Source organism: Bartonella sp. MR110HLJHH (assembly GCF_042194225.1).
Lineage (GTDB): Bacteria > Pseudomonadota > Alphaproteobacteria > Rhizobiales > Rhizobiaceae > Bartonella > Bartonella grahamii.
Map to the genome: position 1 here is coordinate 185593 of NZ_JBHIMQ010000002.1, position 21483 is coordinate 207075.

General features: G+C 40.6%; 20 protein-coding genes, 1 tRNA gene and 2 pseudogenes. 19 read left to right on the forward strand and 4 right to left on the reverse strand.

All coding sequences use genetic code 11. From position 1 onward, the window contains the following. Window positions 1–2246 precede the first annotated feature (2246 nt). Window positions 2247–2816, reverse strand: a complete 570-nt coding sequence (locus tag ACFIKB_RS02765; protein ID WP_375635598.1) for a hypothetical protein — start codon at window positions 2814–2816, stop codon at window positions 2247–2249. Window positions 2817–3053: 237 nt separating this feature from the next. Between ACFIKB_RS02765 and ACFIKB_RS02770 the strand changes: the two genes are divergently transcribed. The 4 genes from ACFIKB_RS02770 to ACFIKB_RS02785 all read left to right on the forward strand — a co-directional run bounded on the left by ACFIKB_RS02770 (window position 3054) and on the right by ACFIKB_RS02785 (window position 5489). Beyond that, entirely contained in the window at window positions 3054–3473 is a 420-nt protein-coding gene (locus tag ACFIKB_RS02770) for a hypothetical protein (RefSeq protein WP_375644509.1), read from the forward strand. Between the two features lie 58 nt (window positions 3474–3531). Next, a complete protein-coding gene (locus ACFIKB_RS02775) occupies window positions 3532–4155 on the forward strand; it encodes a hypothetical protein (RefSeq protein ID WP_375652764.1) in 624 nt (207 codons plus the stop codon). Between the two features lie 24 nt (window positions 4156–4179). Beyond that, entirely contained in the window at window positions 4180–4863 is a 684-nt protein-coding gene (locus ACFIKB_RS02780; RefSeq protein ID WP_375644511.1) for a hypothetical protein, read from the forward strand. 281 nt (window positions 4864–5144) lie between these two features. Continuing rightward, window positions 5145–5489 carry a hypothetical protein gene (locus ACFIKB_RS02785; protein ID WP_375635606.1) on the forward strand — a complete coding sequence of 115 codons (345 nt, stop codon included), beginning with the start codon at window positions 5145–5147 and terminating at the stop codon, window positions 5487–5489. On the opposite strand, the gene ACFIKB_RS02790 is transcribed toward ACFIKB_RS02785, so the two are convergent. Further along, the gene (locus ACFIKB_RS02790) at window positions 5480–7519 is read right to left on the reverse strand and encodes a toprim domain-containing protein (protein ID WP_375652765.1); all 2040 of its coding nucleotides are present in this window, start codon (window positions 7517–7519) and stop codon (window positions 5480–5482) included. The two genes, ACFIKB_RS02785 and ACFIKB_RS02790, sit on opposite strands and share 10 nt — an antisense overlap. Before the next feature lie 354 nt (window positions 7520–7873). Between ACFIKB_RS02790 and ACFIKB_RS02795 the strand changes: the two genes are divergently transcribed. Beyond that, the gene (locus tag ACFIKB_RS02795) at window positions 7874–8062 is read left to right on the forward strand and encodes a hypothetical protein (RefSeq protein WP_375647332.1); all 189 of its coding nucleotides are present in this window, start codon (window positions 7874–7876) and stop codon (window positions 8060–8062) included. A 137-nt stretch (window positions 8063–8199) separates the two neighbouring features. Here ACFIKB_RS02795 and ACFIKB_RS02800 read toward each other — a convergent pair whose 3' ends face one another. Next, window positions 8200–9270: a YdaU family protein gene (locus ACFIKB_RS02800; RefSeq protein ID WP_375635609.1), complete on the reverse strand. Its 1071-nt coding sequence runs from the start codon at window positions 9268–9270 to the stop codon at window positions 8200–8202. 415 nt (window positions 9271–9685) lie between these two features. Here ACFIKB_RS02800 and ACFIKB_RS02805 point away from each other — a divergent pair, with 415 nt between their 5' ends. The 6 genes from ACFIKB_RS02805 to ACFIKB_RS02830 all read left to right on the forward strand — a co-directional run bounded on the left by ACFIKB_RS02805 (window position 9686) and on the right by ACFIKB_RS02830 (window position 12837). Next, the gene (locus ACFIKB_RS02805) at window positions 9686–10003 is read left to right on the forward strand and encodes a transcriptional regulator (protein WP_015857134.1); all 318 of its coding nucleotides are present in this window, start codon (window positions 9686–9688) and stop codon (window positions 10001–10003) included. Between the two features lie 312 nt (window positions 10004–10315). Then, window positions 10316–10705, forward strand: a complete 390-nt coding sequence (locus tag ACFIKB_RS02810; protein WP_375652767.1) for a hypothetical protein — start codon at window positions 10316–10318, stop codon at window positions 10703–10705. Window positions 10706–10707: 2 nt separating this feature from the next. Further along, on the forward strand, window positions 10708–10896 hold the full coding sequence (locus ACFIKB_RS02815; RefSeq protein ID WP_375635610.1) for a hypothetical protein: 189 nt from the start codon (window positions 10708–10710) through the stop codon (window positions 10894–10896). 23 nt (window positions 10897–10919) lie between these two features. Continuing rightward, the gene (locus tag ACFIKB_RS02820; RefSeq protein WP_375652768.1) at window positions 10920–11054 is read left to right on the forward strand and encodes a hypothetical protein; all 135 of its coding nucleotides are present in this window, start codon (window positions 10920–10922) and stop codon (window positions 11052–11054) included. Window positions 11055–11668: 614 nt separating this feature from the next. After that, window positions 11669–12412, forward strand: a complete 744-nt coding sequence (locus ACFIKB_RS02825) for a YqaJ viral recombinase family protein (RefSeq protein WP_375647299.1) — start codon at window positions 11669–11671, stop codon at window positions 12410–12412. 245 nt (window positions 12413–12657) lie between these two features. Next, a complete protein-coding gene (locus ACFIKB_RS02830; RefSeq protein WP_375652770.1) occupies window positions 12658–12837 on the forward strand; it encodes a hypothetical protein in 180 nt (59 codons plus the stop codon). A 186-nt stretch (window positions 12838–13023) separates the two neighbouring features. Here ACFIKB_RS02830 and ACFIKB_RS02835 read toward each other — a convergent pair. Next, window positions 13024–13098 (reverse strand) — tRNA-Thr (locus ACFIKB_RS02835). Window positions 13099–13275: 177 nt separating this feature from the next. On the opposite strand from ACFIKB_RS02835, the gene ACFIKB_RS02840 reads away from it, so the two are divergent. The 8 genes and pseudogenes from ACFIKB_RS02840 to ACFIKB_RS02875 all read left to right on the forward strand — a co-directional run bounded on the left by ACFIKB_RS02840 (window position 13276) and on the right by ACFIKB_RS02875 (window position 21217). Further along, window positions 13276–13428 carry a hypothetical protein gene (locus ACFIKB_RS02840; RefSeq protein WP_015856869.1) on the forward strand — a complete coding sequence of 51 codons (153 nt, stop codon included), beginning with the start codon at window positions 13276–13278 and terminating at the stop codon, window positions 13426–13428. A gap of 175 nt (window positions 13429–13603) precedes the next feature. After that, window positions 13604–14899 carry a UDP-N-acetylglucosamine 1-carboxyvinyltransferase gene (gene murA, locus ACFIKB_RS02845; protein WP_375652771.1) on the forward strand — a complete coding sequence of 432 codons (1296 nt, stop codon included), beginning with the start codon at window positions 13604–13606 and terminating at the stop codon, window positions 14897–14899. Between the two features lie 190 nt (window positions 14900–15089). After that, window positions 15090–15283, forward strand: a pseudogene (locus ACFIKB_RS02850) (UDP-N-acetylglucosamine 1-carboxyvinyltransferase); the annotation flags it as partial. A gap of 163 nt (window positions 15284–15446) precedes the next feature. Further along, window positions 15447–15713 (forward strand): hypothetical protein, encoded by a 267-nt coding sequence (locus ACFIKB_RS02855; protein ID WP_375652773.1) that lies wholly within the window; start codon window positions 15447–15449, stop codon window positions 15711–15713. 802 nt (window positions 15714–16515) lie between these two features. Beyond that, complete coding sequence (locus ACFIKB_RS02860) at window positions 16516–16920, forward strand: helix-turn-helix domain-containing protein (protein ID WP_375652774.1); 405 nt, start codon at window positions 16516–16518, stop codon at window positions 16918–16920. A 525-nt stretch (window positions 16921–17445) separates the two neighbouring features. Continuing rightward, window positions 17446–19352: pseudogene (gene traG, locus ACFIKB_RS02865) on the forward strand (Ti-type conjugative transfer system protein TraG). Between the two features lie 837 nt (window positions 19353–20189). Beyond that, window positions 20190–20582: a helix-turn-helix domain-containing protein gene (locus tag ACFIKB_RS02870; RefSeq protein ID WP_375644519.1), complete on the forward strand. Its 393-nt coding sequence runs from the start codon at window positions 20190–20192 to the stop codon at window positions 20580–20582. 281 nt (window positions 20583–20863) lie between these two features. Beyond that, window positions 20864–21217 (forward strand): helix-turn-helix domain-containing protein, encoded by a 354-nt coding sequence (locus ACFIKB_RS02875; RefSeq protein WP_375652775.1) that lies wholly within the window; start codon window positions 20864–20866, stop codon window positions 21215–21217. Window positions 21218–21483 lie beyond the last annotated feature (266 nt).

Genomic DNA, 21483 nt, shown 5'->3' on the forward strand with positions numbered 1-21483 from the left:
TTGAGCAGTATCCGTTGAGGGGAAGGGTGCACTCTTTTGAGGGCTGGAGTGCATCCTCTACAGTTTGGATGCTGCTTTATCAGGGTTGAGCAGTATCCGTTGAGGGGAAGGATGCACTCTTTTGAAGGCGGAGTGCATCCTCTACAGTTTGGATGCTGCTTCATGAGAGTGAGCAGTATCCAAAGGGAAAGGCATATTCCGTAAAAAACAGGGATAGCCAAAAGATTTGTTTTTATATTTTTATTGATAGGTTGCTGTATTTGTTAGGGCTATTCATTCTTTATTCTCAACATTTAAGATGATTATGTGATCAGGGTTGTTCGTCAATACAATCGTAAAAGACGCTGAGTATTTTTATAATAATTAAGATATTTTTGTGCCTTTTTCTTGTTTTTTTTATGTTTACACAAGATTTACACTGCTTTTCAACAGTTTGTTTTTTTGCTTCGCTAATGGCGTTGGTTAAACACTTTAATTATTTTAACTGTTTCAACACCGCCTTAAAATAACAGTGCTTTATAATATGACAAAATGAGCTGTATAACGTTTGATTCTTGAGGGATGCTAGAAAGAGGGGGGTGTTAGGAGAGATGTTGTATATATTTTTAGTTTATCTTTTAAAGCAGGAAGATCAACATATTTGAGAAGAATATGAAGTGCTATGGATAAAGCTTCCCTCCGTCTTTCCGAGATCTATGTTTTATGCGGTTTGACGGTTAAAGAGCAATAGCTGAATGGAATCACGCTTGCTTTATGTTTTTATCCTCACGCTTTAGATTTTTTCTCGTGGGGATACCAGTTTTTTAATGGGGTTTTACGCGCCTTACGTAAAACAGAATGTTCTAAACAGAATATATTTTTGTTGCACATTTACGTCCTTATTTAAAAAACATCATGTTGTCTTATCTCACAATAATGTTGGTGAATGGGGATGTTGGTGAATGGGATAATGGGGAAATCTCTCGTGAAGTGGATAAGCCCTTCTTTAAAAGCTCATAAGGGGAAAGCCAGCACTATCATACTATTCTAGTGCCTAATGTGATGACAGCCTTTAGTGCTTGAGCGTGTTTATAAGAGGCATTTTGATTCTTTATCTTTGAAGTGTTTTATTTCATATGTCTCTCATGTTGGTAATGTGCAAAAGACATGGCGTTGATTCTTGCAACCTGAAATAAATTTAAAATGAGAGAACCCTTATGATATTCGGGTCTCTTATTTTAATATGAAGAACGGGTGATTATAATTATAAATCAATATGGTGTCGTGATACATCAACCTTTTGGTGGGGTACAGGATAAAGAAAGTCATTAAATATAAGTCATTCTGTTATGTCGTAAAACACTGTCATTTGCGGTTTGGTGATATGAGAGCCAGCCGCCTTGGATATATTGAAGTGTTTTTTTAAGGGTGCGGTGGATTTTTAGGGCAGAGCTTGTTTTGTCGCACCTTGAGTTTAGCTGAAAACCCTGAATGGAAAATCAAGAGTGAAGTCTATCCAAGCTGTTTGTAGATCAGATTGGGTTAAAAAGCTTTGTTCTTTGAGGATGGAACGCAAGCCAATTTGACAAAAGAATGATCCATTTTGCGGGGAGATTTTATGGAGGAATATAACAAAGCTCATAAGAGAGTGATTTAAGACAATACAGTTATAAAAAAGTACAGTCGTAAAAAAAAGTCCCCTGTTGTAATCAGAGGACTAAAAGCAGGAGAATTTTAACATTGGCTAGTAGGACATGTTAAAAAAATGAACTCAAAAGACTGTATTCAATCCACAAATTCATACTTACAAAACTATTACGCTATAATTAGCAGAGAATTGAAAAGATATCAATATAAAAAATACTTTTTACAAAAAAGAAGATTATGTCATTTTGCATTAAAAATTAATGAATACTTTTTTCAATTGAATATTTATTTTGAGATTCGATATTAATTAAACAATTAAACTGTATTTAAAGCTGTTATGATGCATGCAAGCATCTTAAACAAAACGTATTCTTCAATAAAAAACGAATAAACGTAAAAGCACCCCATGATTACAGGACTGGTGTGGGGGAAGGATTTTTGTTTTTAAGGGTGCGGAGTGTATTTTGAGTGGGTGTGGAGTGAAGTATTGTCCTTTTGGGTGTGTGGGGGGGTGAGGGGATGGAAGAGGTGGGGGGGAGCTTCTGGATGGTTGAGCCCGTCTGGGGGGCTTTAGAGGGGGCAGCAACATGGGAGGTAGCTTAGAATGGCGAGGAGGGGGATTATTCAGAATGTTTATGGTTTGCATATCCCCAATGAAATGCTAACAAGTCTAAACAATCTCGTAAATGATCGGCAAGGGAATTTTGTTTGCGTTTTGAAGAACTTAATTCTTTGATTGCTTGTCCATAGCCGATAACGCGTTCAAGCAGTGAATAGCCAAGAATACCCAGTTGAACTTTGATTGTTTTTAAATGATTGGATGCTTCTATTTGACGTTCAATGGGGTGTGTGTACCCTTGGCTACAGGAAACCTTTTCACGGGTGTAGTCAAGGCTCATGTGGAGATCGGCTTGACTTTGACGCCAGTAAAAATAAAAACGTTCTGCCGCTTTATATTGGGCTTTGCTGAGATGTCCTTTGGCATATAAAAGTGCAATGGGATGGCTTTGTGCATTGGCAATGGCATTGATGGTACGCGGATTGCTGGAGTTTTCTGGATGATTGGATTGAAAATAAGGATTGCTCGTTTCAACAGGGATTTCTTGCGCCTTTAAATGACCAATGTGCCTTCCTTTATCTTGATGGTCAAGCGGGCAGGTTTGCGTATTTTTTCTCTCTTGATGGGTCATATCATCTCCTTAAAAATTATCGTTTGCTTCTCGTTTTTAAAAAATGTTGCTTGCTCTAGGCAAAACAGGGGGATTAGAGGAAGACATGTGTTGGAGTGTGCGTGAGGGTTTGTGCGCTCTTGGGGGTGACTTGGACTGTTGCGTTTGTGTGGGGGAGCCCCATGGATTTGACTCTTGAAAAGAGGGGTGTTTTGTTGCATGGTGGATTTTCCTTGAATGGCTTGATGGGGGAGTGGAATGATGTTGCGCGGTGCTTTGTCTTTGAAAAGACTAGTATTTTTCTGCATTGTGGTTGTTGTCTTTGTGTCTGTTTATATGGAAATGAAGGCGTTGGGGATGACGTGGGGCGTATTTTTACGGGCTGTGGTATTTTATGGCACTCCTGGCATTTTCCTTATGTTGGGTTATGAAGTAATGCAGCGGCGTGGTGTAAATCAGGGTTTGTTCTTCAAGATGTTGTTGTTGAGCTTCATTTTTGCTGCTGTCATTGATTTTATTTATGCGCAAGCTGAGCTTTTTGGTTTGACTTGGGTGTGGTTCTCAAACAGGTGGGTGTTTAACATTCTTTTTGGCGTTGTCTTTGGTCTTGTCCTTGGGCTTATTTATCGTGGGGCAAGGCGTTTTGGGTTTAGGCTTTCATTCTTTGAAAAGGATTGATCTTTTGCTGCATTTTTGGCATGGTCTCTGATTTTTACTTAATAAAGGAGCGGGGCGTATGGTGGTTGCGCGGGACATGTTTTTGAAGGGGCTGGCGTTTTTCTGCGTTATTGGCTTGGTCCTTGGTTTTGCTTATGAGGATGCGGGGCGACCGGTTATTACGTGGGAGGTGTTTTGGCAGGGGGTGGAACTTTCTTGCATTGCTGGAGCGACCTTTTGTTTTATTGTTGTGGGAGCAAACAGTAGAACTGTATCGTGGGGCGTGTTTTTCAAGGCTGTGGTGTTTTGCACCATTGCTGTAGTGGTTCTTGGCTTTGCTTATAAGGGAGCGAAGCGTTTTGATATATCGTGGGAATTTTTAGTGATCGGAGCGGTGTTTGTTGCATTGCTGGGGCTGTCCTTGGTTTTGCTTATGAGGGTGCGGGGTAAATGGATATCGCGTGGGGTGTCTTTTTTGAAGTTAGCGGTGTTTTCCTGCGTTGTTGGAGCTGTTGTTGGATTGGCGTATAATGGCGCCAAGCATATGGGGGTTCGCTGGTTTGTGATCTCGAACAATGGGGTGTTTGCGGGCACTATTGGACTTGTTCCTTTTTTTGCTCTGGAGGGGGTACGGTGTATGCGTGTACTGTTGGGGGGCTTAAAAAGAATGAGCGTTTCTCTTCCCTACGGGCGTGATCTTTGATGTTCTTTCTATGAGGGGTATTTGATGTCGAACGATGTGATGTTTTGGCTGTTGTTGGTTTTTTTCTGCTTTTTTGCTCTGGCCTTGATTTTTATTTATGAGGGAGCAAAGCGTCGCTCTGTTACAGGGTGGATGTTTTGGAGGTGGGTGGTGCTTTATGGCATTGTTGCCACCTACCTTGGTTTTGTTTATGTGGGCGTGGGCAGTCGCGCTGTTGGTGGGGAGCTGTTTTTGAAGGGGGCGGTGTTTTCTTGCATTTTTGCAACTGTCCTTGGTTTGGTGCATCTGGGCGTCAAGAGTATGCCTGTGGCGGGGCAAGTGTTCTTAAAGGCGGTCATGTTTTGTTGCATGATGGGCTTTATCCTGTGGTTTGCTGCTGTGGGCGTCAGGGATATGGATAGCGTAAGGGCGGTATTCTTAAAGGGATTGCTCTTGACTGTATTGTTGAAAGTGCTCTTGGGGTTCTTTATACGCGAGCAAAGTGATACGGTGTTACAGAGGTTGTTGCGTTCTTTGAATTTTGTGCTGTTTTGCTGCATTTTGGCACTAATCCTTTTTTTTACTCGTGAAGGAGCAGAGAATCTAGGGTTGAGCTGGCTTTGGTTCTCGAAGGATTGGGTGTTTTTATTCATTTTTGGATTTCTTTCTCCTTTGATTTATCAGGGTGTAAGGCGTGCGCGTGTTCTAGGGGCTTGGTTCTTGAGGTAGGTGGTGTTTTTTTCTCCATGGGTGTGACCTTTAATGTGCTTGCTGTGAGTTATTTTGGATATTGATGTCGAACGATTTGTTTTTTTTGCTGTTGTTGGTGTTTTCCTACCTTTTTATTGTTGTCGTTATTGGTACTTATAAAGTTTCCAAGCGCTTCGATATTCCGTGGTGGCGGGCGGCGTTTTATTGTATTTGTGGTATTTCCCTCTTTTTGAAGGAAGTGCTGTTTTACTGTATTTTAGGAGTCGTCTTTTTTTTGGCTCTTTTAGGGGATGGAGAGTATGGATATACCGTGGGGACTCCTGTCCTTGATAGGGATCGTGTTTGCTGTAGTGTTGGAGTGGTTCTTGATTTTGCATATGAGGGGGCGGCAAGATGGGGTGCTGACGCGTTGTTTGTGGCTATTGAAGGGGCTGGTGTTTTGCGCCGTTGTTGGAGCGATCTTTTTTTGTTTGCGTTTGGGAGCAGAGAATATGGGGTTGGGCTGGCTTTGGTTCTCGAAGGATTGGGTGTTTTTTATTATTTGTGGATTTATCCTTCCTGTTGTTTCTGTGGGAGCAAGGCGTGCGCGTGTGAAGGCGGAGGCGTTTTTAAAGAGAGTGGGGTTTATGGAGCATTACAGATAACGTCGAGGGAATGTTTGTTCAAAAGAACAGCGATAGCGGTAGGTTTGAGGATCAAACCAAAGCCCTATTTTGCCTTCAAAATCACCAGAACGTTGTTTGGCAATATTCATAATGACGCCAGGGCGTTTGGCTAAATCTGCTTTTTCTTGTGCTAGAGAGGCGGCAAAGATTTTGTCTTCTAACGATCGATTGCGCCAAATGGTGATGATATTAAAGGCATTGGCGCCAATTTCTGAGGCACCTTTAATGTCTTCTGTGCTGGGGATATCTTTATCCAGACCGCCTTTGCGGGCATGGGCTACAAGATGAATGTGTACACTGTTTAAAACAGCCCAATCAACCATTTTATAAACGGCTTGTTCTTGTCTTGCATAATCATCAGAGGCAATGCCAAGCCGCATGAGACTGTCGATGATAAATTGATCGCAGCCATAGCGCGCACGACAATAGTCAAAGACATCAAGCAAGGTGTCAACGCTTGATTTGCCAACATGTTCATAAAGAATAAGCCCATCGTCTAAAAAATGAAGAATCCGTTCAATCGTCTCTTTTGTAGGCTTTTCTAAGCCGCCTGTTTGTTTGGTTAAGCGCCGTAAAGATTGTTCTCCTTTCATTTCTAGAGACGCTAAGCAAAGGCGACTCTTTTGCGCAATCCAATGGGGAATACAGTCTGATAACAATTGGCTTTTTCCTGCACCACTGGCACCACTCCAAAGCGTTAATTCTGCTGGGCGGAAATGCAATTTGTCCTTCAGTTTAGGATAGGGAACCGTATAACCAAGATGTTTTTCAGGCTCTGGCCAAAAAAGCCCAATCACTTGATCTTTATAGTCTGAGGCGCGCCGTAAACCTTCTGGTGCAAAGCTTTGTGCTGAGGAAAAGGCGGCTTTTATGGTGGCTTTATCAATCCCTGCGGTTAAACAGTCATTAGCATCTTTAAGGGGTAAACGTACACGGTAGCAACGGTGGCGTCCAAGCCTGCTGGCAATCTCGAGGGCTGCTTCTTCTCCGGGCTGGTCCATATCTGTGGCTAAAAAAATCGTTTCAAAAGATTCTAAATGATCAAATTCATTTTCAATCCAGTTGTGTTTGCCTCCACTTCCTCCCCCAAAGGGAACAGAAACCGCCGGATATCCATAGGCAGCTAAGGAAAGTGCATCAATTTCTCCTTCAGTGATAACAATTGTACGGTTTGTTGAAGAAAAAGTGGGAAACGGCGCGTGCTGGGTTGCCTGTTGGGCCGTGTGCGTGGAGGCGGGGTGGGCTGAGGCGGTGTTTTGGGATGCGTGTGTAGAGGCGGGGTTGGTTGAGGGTGTATTTCGAGATGCCTGTGTGGAGGCGGGGTGGGTTGAGGGGGTATTTTGGGATGCGTGTGCAGAGGTTGGGTTGGTTGAGGGTGTGTTTTGGGATGCCTGTGTAGAGGCGGGGTGGGTTGAGGGGGTGTTTTGGGGGGGGCAAAGGGCTTGCCAACCAAACAAAATCGGTTCACATTGAGAGGCTGTTGGTTTGCTTTTTGCTCCTGCTTGCGCGAGCCGTTCTTTAACTAGAGCAAGGGTGCCATCGGGTTTATAAAAGGGGAAAATGATTTTTTCACCATTTTCTCCTATGCGGTAACGCTTTATAACCTCTAGAGGAATGTGGCGTTCTTTGTGGAGATAGTTTTTTACGAGATTCTGCGGGGTCTGCCCTGTAGGAACCGGTGGACGGCGATAGGAACGATGAGGGACCATAAAGGGTTTTGGGCGTGTCAGATTGAGAGTTGCGCGTGCTTCTTCTAATGCTTGAGAGAGGCTAATGCCTTTGACTTCACACCAAAGGTCTAAAAGATCTCCTCCAGTGCCTTCTGCAAAATCATACCAAAGTCCTGCTTTACTGCCACTCAAGCAAATTGATAAACTTTGACCAGCTTCACCACGTGTGTTGCCTACAATCCAATTGTTGCCTCGTTTGTGCCCTTGGGGAAGAAGCATTTCTACTATTCTATCTGCTTGTGAGATAAGTTTTTGTTTGATTTCAAAAATTGTGCTCATGGTCATTCGTGATATTATTGCTGTTTTTCTCAAGATTTAGGAGATGAGGACTCTCTTTTGCTGTTCTAGCCGTTCGATCTGATAGTGAAATCCGTGGTGCTATGGGGCTTGCCAGTCTACTTTGAGAGCTTCTTTGTCGCTCTTTTCTTGCCAATAGTCGCGAAACTCCTTGGCTTGCCAATGGGCTTGGCTCTCACTCAAACCTTCTGAAACTGCTGCCTTGATGTCTGCTTGCTAATGCTCAGGAAGACGGTACCCCTTTTGGCAAAGGCGGTAATTGGAAGAAGGGTGTTTCTCGAGAAAGAGGGGGTGGATGCTGAAAGGCTGACGAGCGTTGTTTGAAGGGTATGATCTTTGCTGAAAGTTTCTGAAACTGCTGCGTTGATAACTATTTTCCAAGTGCATGGAAGACGGTGTCCTTTGGCAACTGAGGCGGTGGTTTTTTTGTTGGAAGAAGGCGGGATGGATACACAGAGGCTGGAGAGCGTTTGTGTTCCTTTGCGTGCAAGAGATGAGGCGTGTGTAGGGCGAGCACTTTTGTGATGAGAGTTGTAGGGGTGGTGTTGACTTGTTTTGCTGTATGAATAGCTTATTTCATTGTTGTTTTTGTTGTTATTTTTATGGTTTTGAAACATTTTTTGTCCCCGCGCGTGCTTGAAAAATACGTTGTTCGTGTGATGTCAAGAATTGTCGCTATAGTTGATCAAACTGCGGTAAAGCATGTCGTTGTTCTCAGAGATGAAAGATGAGGAGCTTCCCTGTTTTTGCTGTTCTAGCCGTTCGATCTCACGGCGAAACCAGTTGCGCCATGTGGCTTGCCAGTCTACTTTGAGAGCTTCTTTTCCGCTCTTGGCTTGCCAATAGTCGCGAAACTTCTTTTCTTGCCAATAGGCTTGGCTTTCACTCAAACCTTCTGAAACTGCCGCCTTGATGTCTGCTTGCCAATGTTCAGGAAGACGGTGTCCTTTGGCAACTGAGGCGGTGGTTTTTTTGTTGGAAGAAGGCGGGATGGATACAGGAAGATTGCTGGGTGGGAGATTGGTGGCGGATTTTGTTTTTTCCCCCATGACAATTTGCGCAATAGGGGCGGGGGCAAAATCGGCTTGTGGAGTGTTTAGGGGAGAGGCGTTTTTTTGCTCCGCTTCTTCTTGTGGAGGGGAAGGGAGAGCAGAATCAAGAGCTAAAGAGAGAGACTGGTGATCGCTTTGTTCAAAGTTTTCTTCGCAGGAAAAACAAGGTTCTATCTCATCACACAAAATTTTCTTTTCAAAAACACCGTGAGGTGTTTTCTTTTCTTCTGTCTTTTGAGCTTCTAAGCTTTGTGCAGCATCTTTTGTACTCTCGTTAAGCAGTTGTTGAATCTCAGCATTGATTTTTTTACGCTTTTTTGCCGAAGAACGACCCGCAAAGGATTTTTGTTCAAGCAATTTTTCACGCTCTTGAAAAACATTTTCGCAACGCTTGTTCCATAATCCATTGGCTAAATTTAAAATCTTACCCTCTTGGATGAGCATTTCTAAAACATTAACAAAAGTTCGCTTGTCACAACCACAAAGACGCGCTAAACGTTCTTCCGATATTTCTAGAGGACGACCGCGTGCATACATTTCATTGAGAAGAATCGTATAGATTCCAATCTCGTGTGCGCGCATCCCACGAACACCTCCTAGAAAGTCATTTTGATACCAACAAACATACGGAAGCCTGGACGATTCATAATGAGGAGTTTCTTGTTGATTAGCGTGTTTCATACTGCAGTCTACTTTCTTTTTTTTATACATTCTTATTGACGATAAAAGCGCAAATAGGGATTCAGCTTGTGTTTTGTTTGGCTCTGTTTGATGATGACGAGAGGCTTCTTTACGACGTTTATAAATGAGTGGGTGTGCTTGAAGCGCATGCAAACTTACGATTTAAGATTGCGGTGATGGAAAAAATAAAGAGTACCACACATTTTCAATATATCTGCTTTTGGGCAGCAACTTTTGGAGGTGGCTTTTATATCCTTTGGGGTGGTTAAAGTGTTTTTATGATCCAAAAATAAAAAATTTTCCCCCCTAAAAAGTAAAATTTGTTTCCTTAATTTTATCCTTTTTAGAGGATAATGCAAGCCAATTTTATAAAAAGGACGTGTTTTTTGTAAAAGACGCGCTATATGGTGAAATTATGAATATCGATGGTTGGCGTCAAAGATTAAGGATCGCTTTGGAAAAAAGTGGGCGGTCAAAAAGATCTATCTCCCTCTCTGCTGGTAAAGGTGCGGGATACCTTCATTCTATTCTTTCTGAAGGAAAAGAACCAACAATCGAATCTCTTTCGCGAATTTGTCACGAAATTAATATCAGTATGAATTATATTCTTTACGGTAAAGGGGCTAGCCCTGAAGATAAAGAATTTATAGAGCTTATTTCAAAACTCTCTCCGCAAGAGAGACAGGCGATTTTGACTCTTTTGCGGCGACCCGTTGACGAAGCTCCAAAATAAGTTCCTTCTGTGCTTTTGAATCAAGACGACTCCAGTATTTTATTAATATTATATCACTCATTTTATCTCTCCAGCGTGTTTATAATTGCAATCGAGTAAGAACAAATAGAGAACAACAAAGGGACATGAGAGGAACAAAGAATAATAGATTTTTATTTACATATGTCATTTGAACCCCGCAGAGATTTAAAATATATCTTTTATGAAGGATAAAATGGTTGACATCTCTCCTATAGAGGATATAAGACTAACGCTATATTTAGTCTTGTCAAGACAAGGCTATGCTTTATCAACTATCTAAAGGGGGAAATCATGAAAAATATTCCATTCGTTAAAGAGGATGAAATCATTATCGTTTTATGCGAAGAGGAAAATCCTAATACTTATGAAGGACCAATCGATGAAATCGAAGAAGTGCTCGAACTGATTGAAGAATGTGAAACTGTTTATAGAGTTTTACGACTCGATCTGACAACTTCTCATGCTGAAGATGTTACGGAACAAATCGCTGACTTTTATGTCGAAAATCATGAAATGAATGAAGAAAATACGCCATTGCAGCCCTTCGTTTTGAATAGTGAAGCTTATCATGCTTGTTTAAATGAAAGAGCCGCTTGCGATTATGAAGATAATCTCTATGGCTCTTATGAAAAACAGCATCGTTTACGCCCATGTGATGTCTTGACAGATTATTGGTGGTAAACATGCCAAGTTATCTCAAGACTTCTTATCAAGGGGTTCCACTTTATTATGCTGGAAATATGCGAAATTTAATCAGACTCGAACCACAAAAACACAACGCTATTCTTTTCATATCGCAAGAGGTGGCTCAGTTTATGGCAAAAAAATTGGAGGAAGAATATTGCCGCCATGATTTTTCCGTCGTGCAATAGCTAGATTGAAAAAGGGAGCCGCAATGATGGGCCCAAGTGCTTTTTTTATTGCGGTGACCATGATGCGCGTTATGTTTTCCTTCTTGGGGGGGGGAGCTTGGGGGAAAATTTTTAGCCGATATGGGAAAGGGGATATGAAGAAAAGAGCCTATGGATGAGAAACTGCGGGAGCTTTGCGAGGGGAAAAGCTGTCGGCTGGGTTCATTGGGGGGATTGAGGAAATTGGGGGGAGAGGTAACTATCAGTGGCTTGGAGTGATACGTAAAGCATGTTGGAAAATGGAAGGAGATGTTTGAAGGGGGAATTAAGACCGTTAAAGCTTGTTTAGACGTATTGGGACACGTGTGTTCTGGGAGCTTTTATATTGAGTGTTAAGGGGGCATTATTTTACTCATGAAAGGGCAAATGCTTTTTTATTGCGGTGACCATGATGCGTGTTATGTTTTCCTTCTTGGGGGGAGCTTGGGGGAAAATTTTTAGCCGATATGGGAAAGGGGGGCATGAAGAAAAGAGTCTGTGGATGAGAAATTACGGGCGGTTTGCGAGGGGGAAAAGTTGTCGGCTGGGTTTTTCATTGGGGTGATTGAGAAATTTGCGGGGGGGATGTTGAGGGGGGCAGCAGTTTTTTTGTTTTAGGGGCACAATACTTGAGGGATGTATTGAAGGATGCTGTCGCCTTTAGTCCGTGTGAGGGATACAGGCTTAAACAATGTGAATGTTTCAAAGAGGATATATTGCAAAAAACACTTTAAAGATGAAGGGGAGAAATACTATGCCAATCATTATCGATTGTATTCAGGGAACGGAAGAATGGCAGAAAGTACGCAATGGTTTGATTACGGCTTCTTTGTTTGAGATGGTTATGGCACAAAAAAAACAGGGGCAAAAAACTTCACGATATCATAGTGTGATGATGAAATTGGCGGGAGAAAGAATTACAGGAAAAACCGTTGAGGAAGGAACAACGGTTTCTCAGCGACGTGGGACAGAATTAGAACCAATCGCACGACAACTCTATGCAAAACTTACGCATACAGAACCTGAATGTATTGGCTTTGTTTTGGCAGATGATCGCGGACAAGGATTTTCTCCCGATGCTTTTGTGGGAGAAAATGGCTTATTAGAAATAAAAACAAAAAAACCTGAAATTTTGATCCCTCATTTTATGCAAAAGACTTTTCCAGCAGAACATAAAGCACAATGTCAAGGAGGGTTATGGATTTCTCAACGCGAATGGGTGGATTTAATGCTCTATTGGCCTGATATGCCACCTTTGATTAAACGTGCTTATCGTGATGAAGCGTATATTTGCAAGCTTGAAAATGAAATTAGCCGTTTTAATGAGGCTTTGGAGAAGATGGTACAGCAAATTAAGTGTGTTGAGACAGGTTTTAGTATAAGGACAGAAATTGCTTTGAAGGAAAGGAAAAACAGAGAGCGGGGAGCGAATGCAAAGCGTTTGCTGGTGGGCAAAACAAGAATGAGGCGGGCAAGAAAGGGATCTGTACAGCATTGAGCAGGGGAAAAGTTTTATAAAAAGGAAAGAGCAGAGGGGGAAAAGCAAGTGGGGTGTTTGAGGAGAGCGGCAAGTAGGGGGCACAGGAAGCGCAGGGGATTTGGAGTGAATGTGAAAACTTGTTGGGAAATGGAAGGAGATGTTTGAAGGGGGAATTAAGACCGTTAAAGCTTGTTTAGACGTATTGGGACAGTGTGTTCTAGGAGCTTTTGTGTTGAGTGTTAAGGGGAGATATTATTTTACTCATGAAAGGGCAAATGCTTCTTTATTGCGGTGACAATGGTGCGCGTTATGCTTTTGTTTTTTGGGGGCTATCTGTTTTAGTCGGTATAGGGAAAGAGAGGTATGAAGAGCCTATGCATGAGGAACTGTGGGAGGCGTGTTGGGGAAGTGAGACAGGAGACGTATGGGGGCGTGGGTTTTAGCTGCTTTTATGTTGAGTGTTAGATGTTGAGTGTTAGGGAGGCACTAATAAATAAGGCAAGAGCCTTTCTCACTGGGGAGAGAATGCTGCGCATGATACTTTCGTTGATGGAGGATCAATGGAGGTGATTGATGCTTATAGAAAAGAGGAGAGGGGTAGGAGAAGAATAAACAAAAGAAGAATAAAATGGTGCTGCGAGAGAGGATTGAACTCTCGACCTCTCCCTTACCAAGGGAGTGCTCTACCACTGAGCTACCGCAGCCCCTTTTCAATCTTTGCGCTGTCTTGTGCCATATTGTCAGAAAATAGGCAAGAGAACATTTGTATATTCTTGCAAGAAAACGTATCTTATGTCATGACATATGTTTCTTATACACTTAAATATTTAAGGCTATGAGTTGCTTGGATAGAAGCTCAACACTGTTTAAAAGGTTGCGCAATGACACAAATGCATCAAAAACAAAAACAAAATGAAATGAATCATCAAGATGAAAAAGCAAAACGACGTCAAGAAAGATTGGCGCAACAATTGCGTCAAAACCTGAAACGTCGAAAAGAGCAAAGCCGACAAAGAGCGCAAACAGAGCTCTAAAATGCAAAAAGCCCTAAAATGCAAAAAAATGTTTTTTAGTGAAGCTTTGCAACTAAACTTCTCAATAATTTATTCTCATATTTAGAATGCGTTCTAAAACGATTAATAAAGCATAACTTCCCGAAGGGGGAAAACCTTTGGAAGGGCAGGCACAAAGGAAAAGAGGGAAAACACTATGGATTCTATTCAAATTGTTGGGGGGAAAAAGCTTAAAGGAACCATTCCTATATCAGGGGCAAAAAACGCTGCATTGCCTCTTATGATTGCGGCGCTTTTGACAGAAGAAACGCTCACTTTAGAAAATATCCCTCATCTGGCCGATGTCGAACTGCTTATTCGTATTCTCAATAATCATGGTGTTGGGTATGCTGTTGATGGACAAGAGTTTAACGATGAGTGTGTGAATTCAAGAACAATTCATTTTACTGCGCAAAAAATAGTGACAACACGTGCGCCGTACGAACTGGTGAAAAAAATGCGCGCAAGCTTTTGGGTTATCGGACCTCTCCTTGCACGATGCTTAGAGGCTTATGTGTCGCTTCCTGGAGGATGTGCTATCGGAACAAGACCTGTCGATTTTATCCTTGAGGGACTCAAAACTTTAGGCGCACAGATTACGATCGAAAATGGATATGTTCATGCAAAAGCACCAAGGGGGTTAAAAGGTGCTCACTATCGTTTCCCTAAAGTCACAGTTGGTGGAACACATGTAATGCTTATGGCGGCGACATTGGCAGAGGGAACAACCTTTCTTGAGAATGCGGCTTGTGAACCAGAAGTGGCAAACCTTATTCGAACCCTGAATGCTATGGGGGCTCAAATAACTGGTGAAGGAACAACAACGCTTACAATTGAAGGGGTTAAAAAACTTAAAGGAACAAAAATACGCGTCATTGCTGATCGAATCGAAGCGGGGACATATGCAATGGCTGTTGCTATGACAGGAGGCGATGTCTTTCTTAAAAATGCAAATCCTAATCATCTTACAAAAGTGCTTAAGGTACTTCAAAAAACAGGACTCGAGATTCAAATAGAACCTCAAGGAATTCATGTTAAGCGAAATCCAAAGAACACAAAAATTATGCCTGTTGATATTAAAACAGGACCTTATCCTGCTTTTCCAACCGACCTCCAAGCGCAATTCATGGCGCTCATGACACGGGCTGAAGGAATCTCGCATATTACAGAGACGATTTTCGAAAATCGTTTTATGCATGTTCAAGAACTCAATCGTTTAGGGGCCTCGATAAAGCTTGATGGGCAGACAGCAACTGTCTATGGAACAGAGAATTTGCAAGGGGCTCCTGTCATGGCGACGGATTTGCGCGCTTCTGTTTCTCTTGTGATTGCAGCATTGGCAGCAAAGGGAGAAACAATCGTCAATCGTGTCTATCATCTTGATCGTGGATTTGAGAGATTAGAGGAAAAATTAGTCCGTTGTGGCGCAAAAATCCAACGTATCACAGTGTAATTCCCTTTGAGGGTATTCTTTAATCTCTCTCTTCGGGGGGCTTAATCTCAGAAAACAAGGTTTGTTAATCCTCTCAATAAACGTGGGGTTTATCTCATGGTTTTGGAGTTTTTACGAGCGGGCATAAGTGTTTGAGAGGCGGGTGGAGCTCATAAAACAAAAAAAGATTTGTATCATTGTCTAAATGTCGTTTATGGCGCTCATAACACGGGGTTGAGGGAACCGCGCATATTACAGAGACGATTTTCGAAAATCGTTTTATGCATGTTCAAGAACTCAATCGTTTGAGGGCGTCTAGAAAGCTTGATGGGCGAGAGGGCAACGCATCTCATGGAACAGAGAATTTGCAAGGGGGGCCTCATCATGGCGACGGATTTGCGCGCTTTTTGTTTCTTTTGTATTTGTGTTATTTGTATTATCATTGCCAAAGAAAATAATTCAAAATGATAGTAAACGTTCACAATATTTATTGTTTTTTAATATAAAAATATGATAATAAAATAATCTATGTATTTTATAGTGTTTATAATTATTCAAGGAAAATGAAATGAAGCAGACTTTTAAATTATTGAGTGCTTTATTGATTATGATTGGATGTTATCAAGCTCAATTGCCTCAAACCATTGCAGGTACATGGAAAAAGTCTGGTGTAAATCAACTTGAAAAAAAAGTTCTTTATGGTGCTTCAGAAGATTTTCAGAATGACCCTGCTTATATAGAATGGTGTATAGTACATGACAAGAATCCGGAGTGTAATCCTTTAGAATCTCGCAATCCACCGAAGTTTAGTATAACTCTTGGGCACGGGTACTGATGAAAAGGGCAATGTAATCTCTTTAATTGATGAAAAAACGAATATGGAAAACCTATAAAAGACAATCATAACAAAAAAGTATCTTCATTCTTTAAAAGCTGAGGATGGCATTGTTAATGGGGCGCCGATAAAGCGCTATGGATTAGAGGGTAGCGCATCTCATAAAACAGAGAATTTGCAAGGGGGGCCTCATCATGGCGACGGATTTGCGCGCTTTTTGTTTCTCTTGTGATTGCAGCCCTCTTATCTTGTTACATTGGCAGCAAAGGGAGAAACAATCGTCAATCGTGTCTATCATCTTGATCGTGGATTTGAGAGATTGGAGGAAAAATTAGTCCGATTTGGCGCAAAAATCCAACGCATCACAGTGTAAATCTGTAAGATGTCTCTCAAAAATGGCTTTGGGAGGGGGCTATATGTTGTTAGGTGTGCTTTTGGGAGGCTTGATCTCAAAAATAAAGGGTTATTAGTCCTCTCAATAAACGTGGGTTTTATTTCATGGTTTTAGAGTTTTTACGAGCGGGCATAAAAGTTTGAGAGGCGGGGGGTGGAGCTCATAAAATAAAGACTGTTTTTAAATTTTATTGCTAATTTCATGAAATTACTTTATAAATAACACTGTAACTTTGGTCGTCTACGCAACGATCAAGAGGGATTCAAAACCCCTAAAGTTCAGTACATAAGATTAGCCTACTCTTGTGGGTTTCCCGGGATTCCGGGAGTTTTTGCCATGTCCAGGTGCGATGAGCACTAAAAGCAAAAAAGCTGACTGAACTCAGTGTTTTTGACTCCCGGAATACCAATGCGAGGGCGCTCGCAACCGGCAGGGGAGCTTGAAGTGAAAGCTAAAAATCCACACTTTAACGATATTTCGATAGGCAGAAAAATTCGCTTTAAAAGAACAATGATCGGAATGTCGCAAAAGAAATTAGGTAGCCAGTTAGGTGTGACTTTTCAACAAATCCAAAAATATGAAAAAGGCTCTAATCGTATAGGAGCTGGGCGTTTACAAGAAATTGCCGATATTCTTAATGTTCCCATTTCTTTTTTCTATACGGATCTCTCGACAAAAGAAAATGCCTTGTATTGCTGTGATGAAGGGATCGCAAGTAAAGAAGAGCACATCCTTTTGAAAAGTTTTAGAGAGCTCAAACCTCAAAAACAGAAGGCAATTTTGTGTTTGATTTCCTCCCGCTCTACGCTCTAAAGGATGCATATTCCTGACTTAAGGGCTGCTCTGTAAACAGTCCGGCTTCTGTCGACGGGGGGGTGACCTACTCCTAACCACTCATGTGGTTCACTTTAAAAAGGGCGTTACAGGGCAAGCCATGCCCATTTATTACACACTCTAAAAACACTTAATATGGAAAGTTTTACATGCCTTATATCACCGCTCTAAACAATAATGTTTTACGGCACAACATGATAAACCGCGCTTTTTTTCAGTGAACACTAATGCGTATTGTTATTGGTTTTTTTTCTGTTAAGAAGCGTATACAGTGTCGTAAAAGAGTTAAGTAAGAAATTTAAATAGCGCGTGAAGCATCAAAGAAACTTTGGAAAAATTCTTGAAAAAATTAGTTTAGGGGAGCTTTTTATAAAAGCCCGTCTTAGAGAGGCAGATAAGTCTTTCATCTTAAGATGGTTTGCTTTACGTTTCAAAACTTGATAAAAATTCAAAAATTTCGAAAAAAATAGGAAGAGAAGCTTTTTCTGGTATGCAGGGGGGAAAATGGTCAATAAATTAGACAAAAAACAGATTATATTTTTAGCATTGCCACTCATCTTTTCAATCATTGTAGCTTTTTTGGTCAATATAACCATCAATAACATTACAGAAAATGGAACGACGCCTGATGCTTATTGGTTTGTAAGATCAAAGCCACTGGATATTTTAATCCTTATTGCACTTTCATGTTCTTCATTCATCTTATTACAAAAAAGGCATACCAGAAAAAATATCATTATTTCGTCCATGATCATCTTTGGTTTGTTTGCAACTTATTATAGTGCAAATGAATATATCAGACTTAGTCCCTATGTAGGTCAGATAATATGACATGGGCGGATGTTTTTCCTTTCTTTGATAGGATGGTTTTAGGGGGTGTTATTATTGGCATTGTTATCCTTGGTTACACGATAAAACTATCATTACCTAAAGCTTCACCTTTGAAAATTTCAAAAAATACGATCTTTGGTGGTGTTCAATGGATGAGTATGAAAAAGATTGAAGAGATTTTTCCTCGTGATGGTGAAGTCGTCATAGGAGAGCGCTATAGAGTCGACAAAGATATTGTTAAAGATGTCCCTTTTAATCCTAAAGACAAAACAACATGGGGAAAAGGTGGTCGCCAGCCATTGTTGACATATAAACTGGATTTTGATTCAACCCATATGTTATTTTTTGCTGGTTCTGGTGGTTATAAAACAACCAGTAATGTTATTCCAACTTGTCTCAAATATTCCGGTCCACTGATCGTTTTTGATCCTTCAACTGAAATCGCTCCAATAGTTAAAGACGCAAGGGAGGATTTTAAAAGAAAAGTATACGTTCTTGACCCCCATAGTTCTTCAACAGAAACTTTTAATCCTTTAGATTGGCTGTTAGATGAAAATCTCCCCCTTTATGAAAGAGAAGCGGGTGTGGTTGAAGTTGCTAGACTCCTTCTTTCTGAAAACTACAAATCAACTTCGACAGACCAATTCTTTGTATCACAGGCACATAATTTGTTAACAGGAATACTTGCGCATGTGGTCTTTTCTGATGAATACACATTACAGGAAAAAAACTTAAAAACCCTTCATACGATCATGTCAATGCCAGAACCGTCTGTGATTGGAAAATTGCGTTCCTTACAGGCTTCATCGCCATCCCAATTTATTCGTGAAACTCTTGGGGTGTTTACAAACATGATTGAACAAACTTTCTCAGATGTCTATTCTACTGTTGCAAAAGATATACAATGGCTTTCCCTCTCTAATTATGCAGATCTTATCAGTGGTTATAACTTTAAAACTAATGATATAACAAAAGGAGATATCGATGTTTTTTTAAATATCCCCTCAAAAATTTTAAAATCTTATCCAGGTGTTGGGCGTGTCCTTGTTGGCTCTTTTCTCAGAGCTATGGAAGCTGCTAATGGTAATTATGCAAAAAGAGCGCTCTTTATTTTAGATAATGCTGATCTTTTAAGATATATGAACATTTTAGAAGAAGCACGTGATCATGGACGCAAATATGGCATATCTCTCATGCTTTTTTACGAGTCTGTAGAGCAAATAGAACGTTATTTCGGTTCGTTAGGCGTTATGACATGGTTTGAAAATTGTGCTTTTGTAAGCTATGCCGCAATAAAAGATATTAAAACTGCTGAAAATATATCTAAGGCATGTGGTCAAATGACCATTGAAGTGAAAGATTCAAGCATAACTCTGGGAACATCAGGTATAGAAGGAACAGAGTATTTAAGTTTGCGACAAAGACCCTTAATATATCCACATGAAATAACACAAGAAATGCGAAAAGACGAACAGATTATTCTCGTGCAAGGAGAGCTCCCTATCCGTTGTGGACGCTCTATCTATTTTAGACGTAAGGATTTAACAGCTCTTGCTAATGAAAATAGCTTTTCTTCTTAATAAAGCACTTGTTTTTTAGTTAAAATGAATAAAGCATTATTGTATTTTGGGGTGATATAATTAGAGATAAATCATTTTTATAGTACATTTTTATAGTACAGTGGCTTGAAAATGGGAGAAAGTCATAAGCGATCTTTCTGCTAAGAAGACAAACACCAAAAAAATCAAGACATAAAAAGAGTATCTTATCAATTATAATGTGTGGGGTGTTCAAGATAATACGTAGAATATTGGCTGTGATAGTTAAAAAGTTGCTTTACGCAATCTTCCTTATTCTATTATTTATTCGTAAACCAGTTTTTGCCTTCTTAAACTTCTTTGCTGGTGGCTTGATTTTATTCCTATTTTTTCTTTTTTGGGGATATACAGCGAGAGTTGCACCCTATGAACACCAAACAGCAATGGTCATTGATGATATCATCATGATATTTCTTTGCTTGTTTGCTAATGATGTCTATGAAAGGCTTTTACTACGAGCTAATACGTCTAGCATCTCTTGATTATGATCTTATACTTATTTCAATAAATAGCGCTCATTTCGTTCGTATATAATTTAATCAAAAAAGAGAGGTGGGGTGCCTCTGATAAAAATACAAATAAAGACTGTTTTAAATTTTATTGCTAATCTTCTCCAATTCCTTTATACCTTAAAGGGTGACTTTGGTCGTCTACGCAGCGATCAGTAGGGTCTGAAAGCCCTAAAGTTCGATCATAAAATGAACCTACTCTTGTAGGTATCCCGGAATTCCGGGAGTTTTTGCCATGTCCAGGTGCGATGAGCACTAAAAGCAAAAAAAGCTGATTCGAACTCAGTACTTTCAGACTCCCGGAATACTTATGCGAGGGCGCTCGCAACCGGTAGGGGAGCTTGAAGTGAAAGCTAAAAATCCACACTTTAACGATATTTCGATAGGCAGAAAAATTCGCTTTAAAAGAACAATGCTGGGGATGTCGCAAAAGCAATTAGGCAGCCAGTTAGGTGTGACTTTTCAACAAATCCAAAAATATGAAAAAGGCTCTAATCGTATAGGGGCGGGGCGTTTACAAGAAATTGCTGATATTCTCAATGTTCCCATTTCCTTTTTTTACGCTGATCTCTCAACAAAAGAAAACTTCTTGTATCCTTATGATGAAAGGATCTCGAGCAAAGAAGAGCAAGTCCTTTTGAAAAGTTTTAGAGAGCTCAAACCTAAAAAGCAGAAAGCAATTTTGTGTTTGATTGTCTCATGAGATAAGAAACACTGTTTTAATTTTTATTGCTGGTCTCCTGAAATTATTTTATGAACAAGAGCCAAGGTTCTCGTCGTACAGTGTGGTTGAATGGTGGAACCTAAAGCCTGAGAATTCAAGCTGAGACATTAGCCTGCTTTATAAGTATCGCGAGATTCCGGGAGTTTTTGCCATGTCCAGGTGCGCTCTAGCACTAAAAGCAAAAAAGCTGACTCGGATTCAGTGTTTTTGACTCCCGGAATACGCATAAGAGGCGCTCGCAACCGGTAGGGGAGCTTGAAGTGAAAGCTAAAAATCCACACTTTAACGATATTTCGATAGGCAGAAAAATTCGCTTTAAAAGAACAATGATCGGAATGTCGCAAAAGAAATTAGGCAGCCAATTAGGTGTGACTTTTCAACAAATCCAAAAATATGAAAAAGGCTCTAATCGTATAGGGGCGGGGCGTTTACAAGAAATTGCTGACATTCTCAATGTTCCCATTTCCTTTTTTTACGCTGATCTCTCAACAAAAGAAGACGTCTCAACCTGTGATGAAAGGATCGGAAGTAAAGAGGAATACCAGCTCCTGAAAAGTTTTAGAGAGCTCAAACCTAAAAAGCAGAAAGCAATTTTAAGATTAAATTTTCGTTAGAATTAAAAAAAAATTAAAGAGGCTCTTGCTAAATAATAAATTATTATATAAACCCTTTTTCAGAGAAGGGGGTTAGCATTTCTCCCTCCCCCCCCCCCGCAGAAATGTCCAAATAAAACCTCCTTCTCATCGTTTTAACAATCACGAAAAATTTTATCCTTTATCCTTTATTTTTTTTAAAAAGAGTGACTTATTTGTGCTAGAAAAGTTGCTGTATTAGGCAAATTGGGGGGTGGGGTGTTTTTAGGATTTGGGAAGGGTTTGAA

Coding starts and splice junctions, on each gene's coding strand:
- ACFIKB_RS02870 (WP_375644519.1), top strand. CDS start 20,190: ATGCGAGGGCGCTCGCAACCGGTAGGGGAGCTTGAAGTGAAAGCTAAA.
- ACFIKB_RS02790 (WP_375652765.1), bottom strand. CDS start 7,519: ATGAGCACAATTTTTGAAATCAAACAAAAACTTATCTCACAAGCAGAT.
- ACFIKB_RS02840 (WP_015856869.1), top strand. CDS start 13,276: ATGACACAAATGCATCAAAAACAAAAACAAAATGAAATGAATCATCAA.
- murA (WP_375652771.1), top strand. CDS start 13,604: ATGGATTCTATTCAAATTGTTGGGGGGAAAAAGCTTAAAGGAACCATT.
- ACFIKB_RS02785 (WP_375635606.1), top strand. CDS start 5,145: ATGGATATACCGTGGGGACTCCTGTCCTTGATAGGGATCGTGTTTGCT.
- ACFIKB_RS02775 (WP_375652764.1), top strand. CDS start 3,532: ATGGTGGTTGCGCGGGACATGTTTTTGAAGGGGCTGGCGTTTTTCTGC.
- ACFIKB_RS02770 (WP_375644509.1), top strand. CDS start 3,054: ATGATGTTGCGCGGTGCTTTGTCTTTGAAAAGACTAGTATTTTTCTGC.
- ACFIKB_RS02780 (WP_375644511.1), top strand. CDS start 4,180: ATGTCGAACGATGTGATGTTTTGGCTGTTGTTGGTTTTTTTCTGCTTT.
- ACFIKB_RS02860 (WP_375652774.1), top strand. CDS start 16,516: ATGCGAGGGCGCTCGCAACCGGCAGGGGAGCTTGAAGTGAAAGCTAAA.
- ACFIKB_RS02855 (WP_375652773.1), top strand. CDS start 15,447: ATGAAGCAGACTTTTAAATTATTGAGTGCTTTATTGATTATGATTGGA.
- ACFIKB_RS02820 (WP_375652768.1), top strand. CDS start 10,920: ATGATGGGCCCAAGTGCTTTTTTTATTGCGGTGACCATGATGCGCGTT.
- ACFIKB_RS02815 (WP_375635610.1), top strand. CDS start 10,708: ATGCCAAGTTATCTCAAGACTTCTTATCAAGGGGTTCCACTTTATTAT.
- ACFIKB_RS02810 (WP_375652767.1), top strand. CDS start 10,316: ATGAAAAATATTCCATTCGTTAAAGAGGATGAAATCATTATCGTTTTA.
- ACFIKB_RS02805 (WP_015857134.1), top strand. CDS start 9,686: ATGAATATCGATGGTTGGCGTCAAAGATTAAGGATCGCTTTGGAAAAA.
- ACFIKB_RS02800 (WP_375635609.1), bottom strand. CDS start 9,270: ATGAAACACGCTAATCAACAAGAAACTCCTCATTATGAATCGTCCAGG.
- ACFIKB_RS02825 (WP_375647299.1), top strand. CDS start 11,669: ATGCCAATCATTATCGATTGTATTCAGGGAACGGAAGAATGGCAGAAA.
- ACFIKB_RS02765 (WP_375635598.1), bottom strand. CDS start 2,816: ATGACCCATCAAGAGAGAAAAAATACGCAAACCTGCCCGCTTGACCAT.
- ACFIKB_RS02830 (WP_375652770.1), top strand. CDS start 12,658: ATGAAAGGGCAAATGCTTCTTTATTGCGGTGACAATGGTGCGCGTTAT.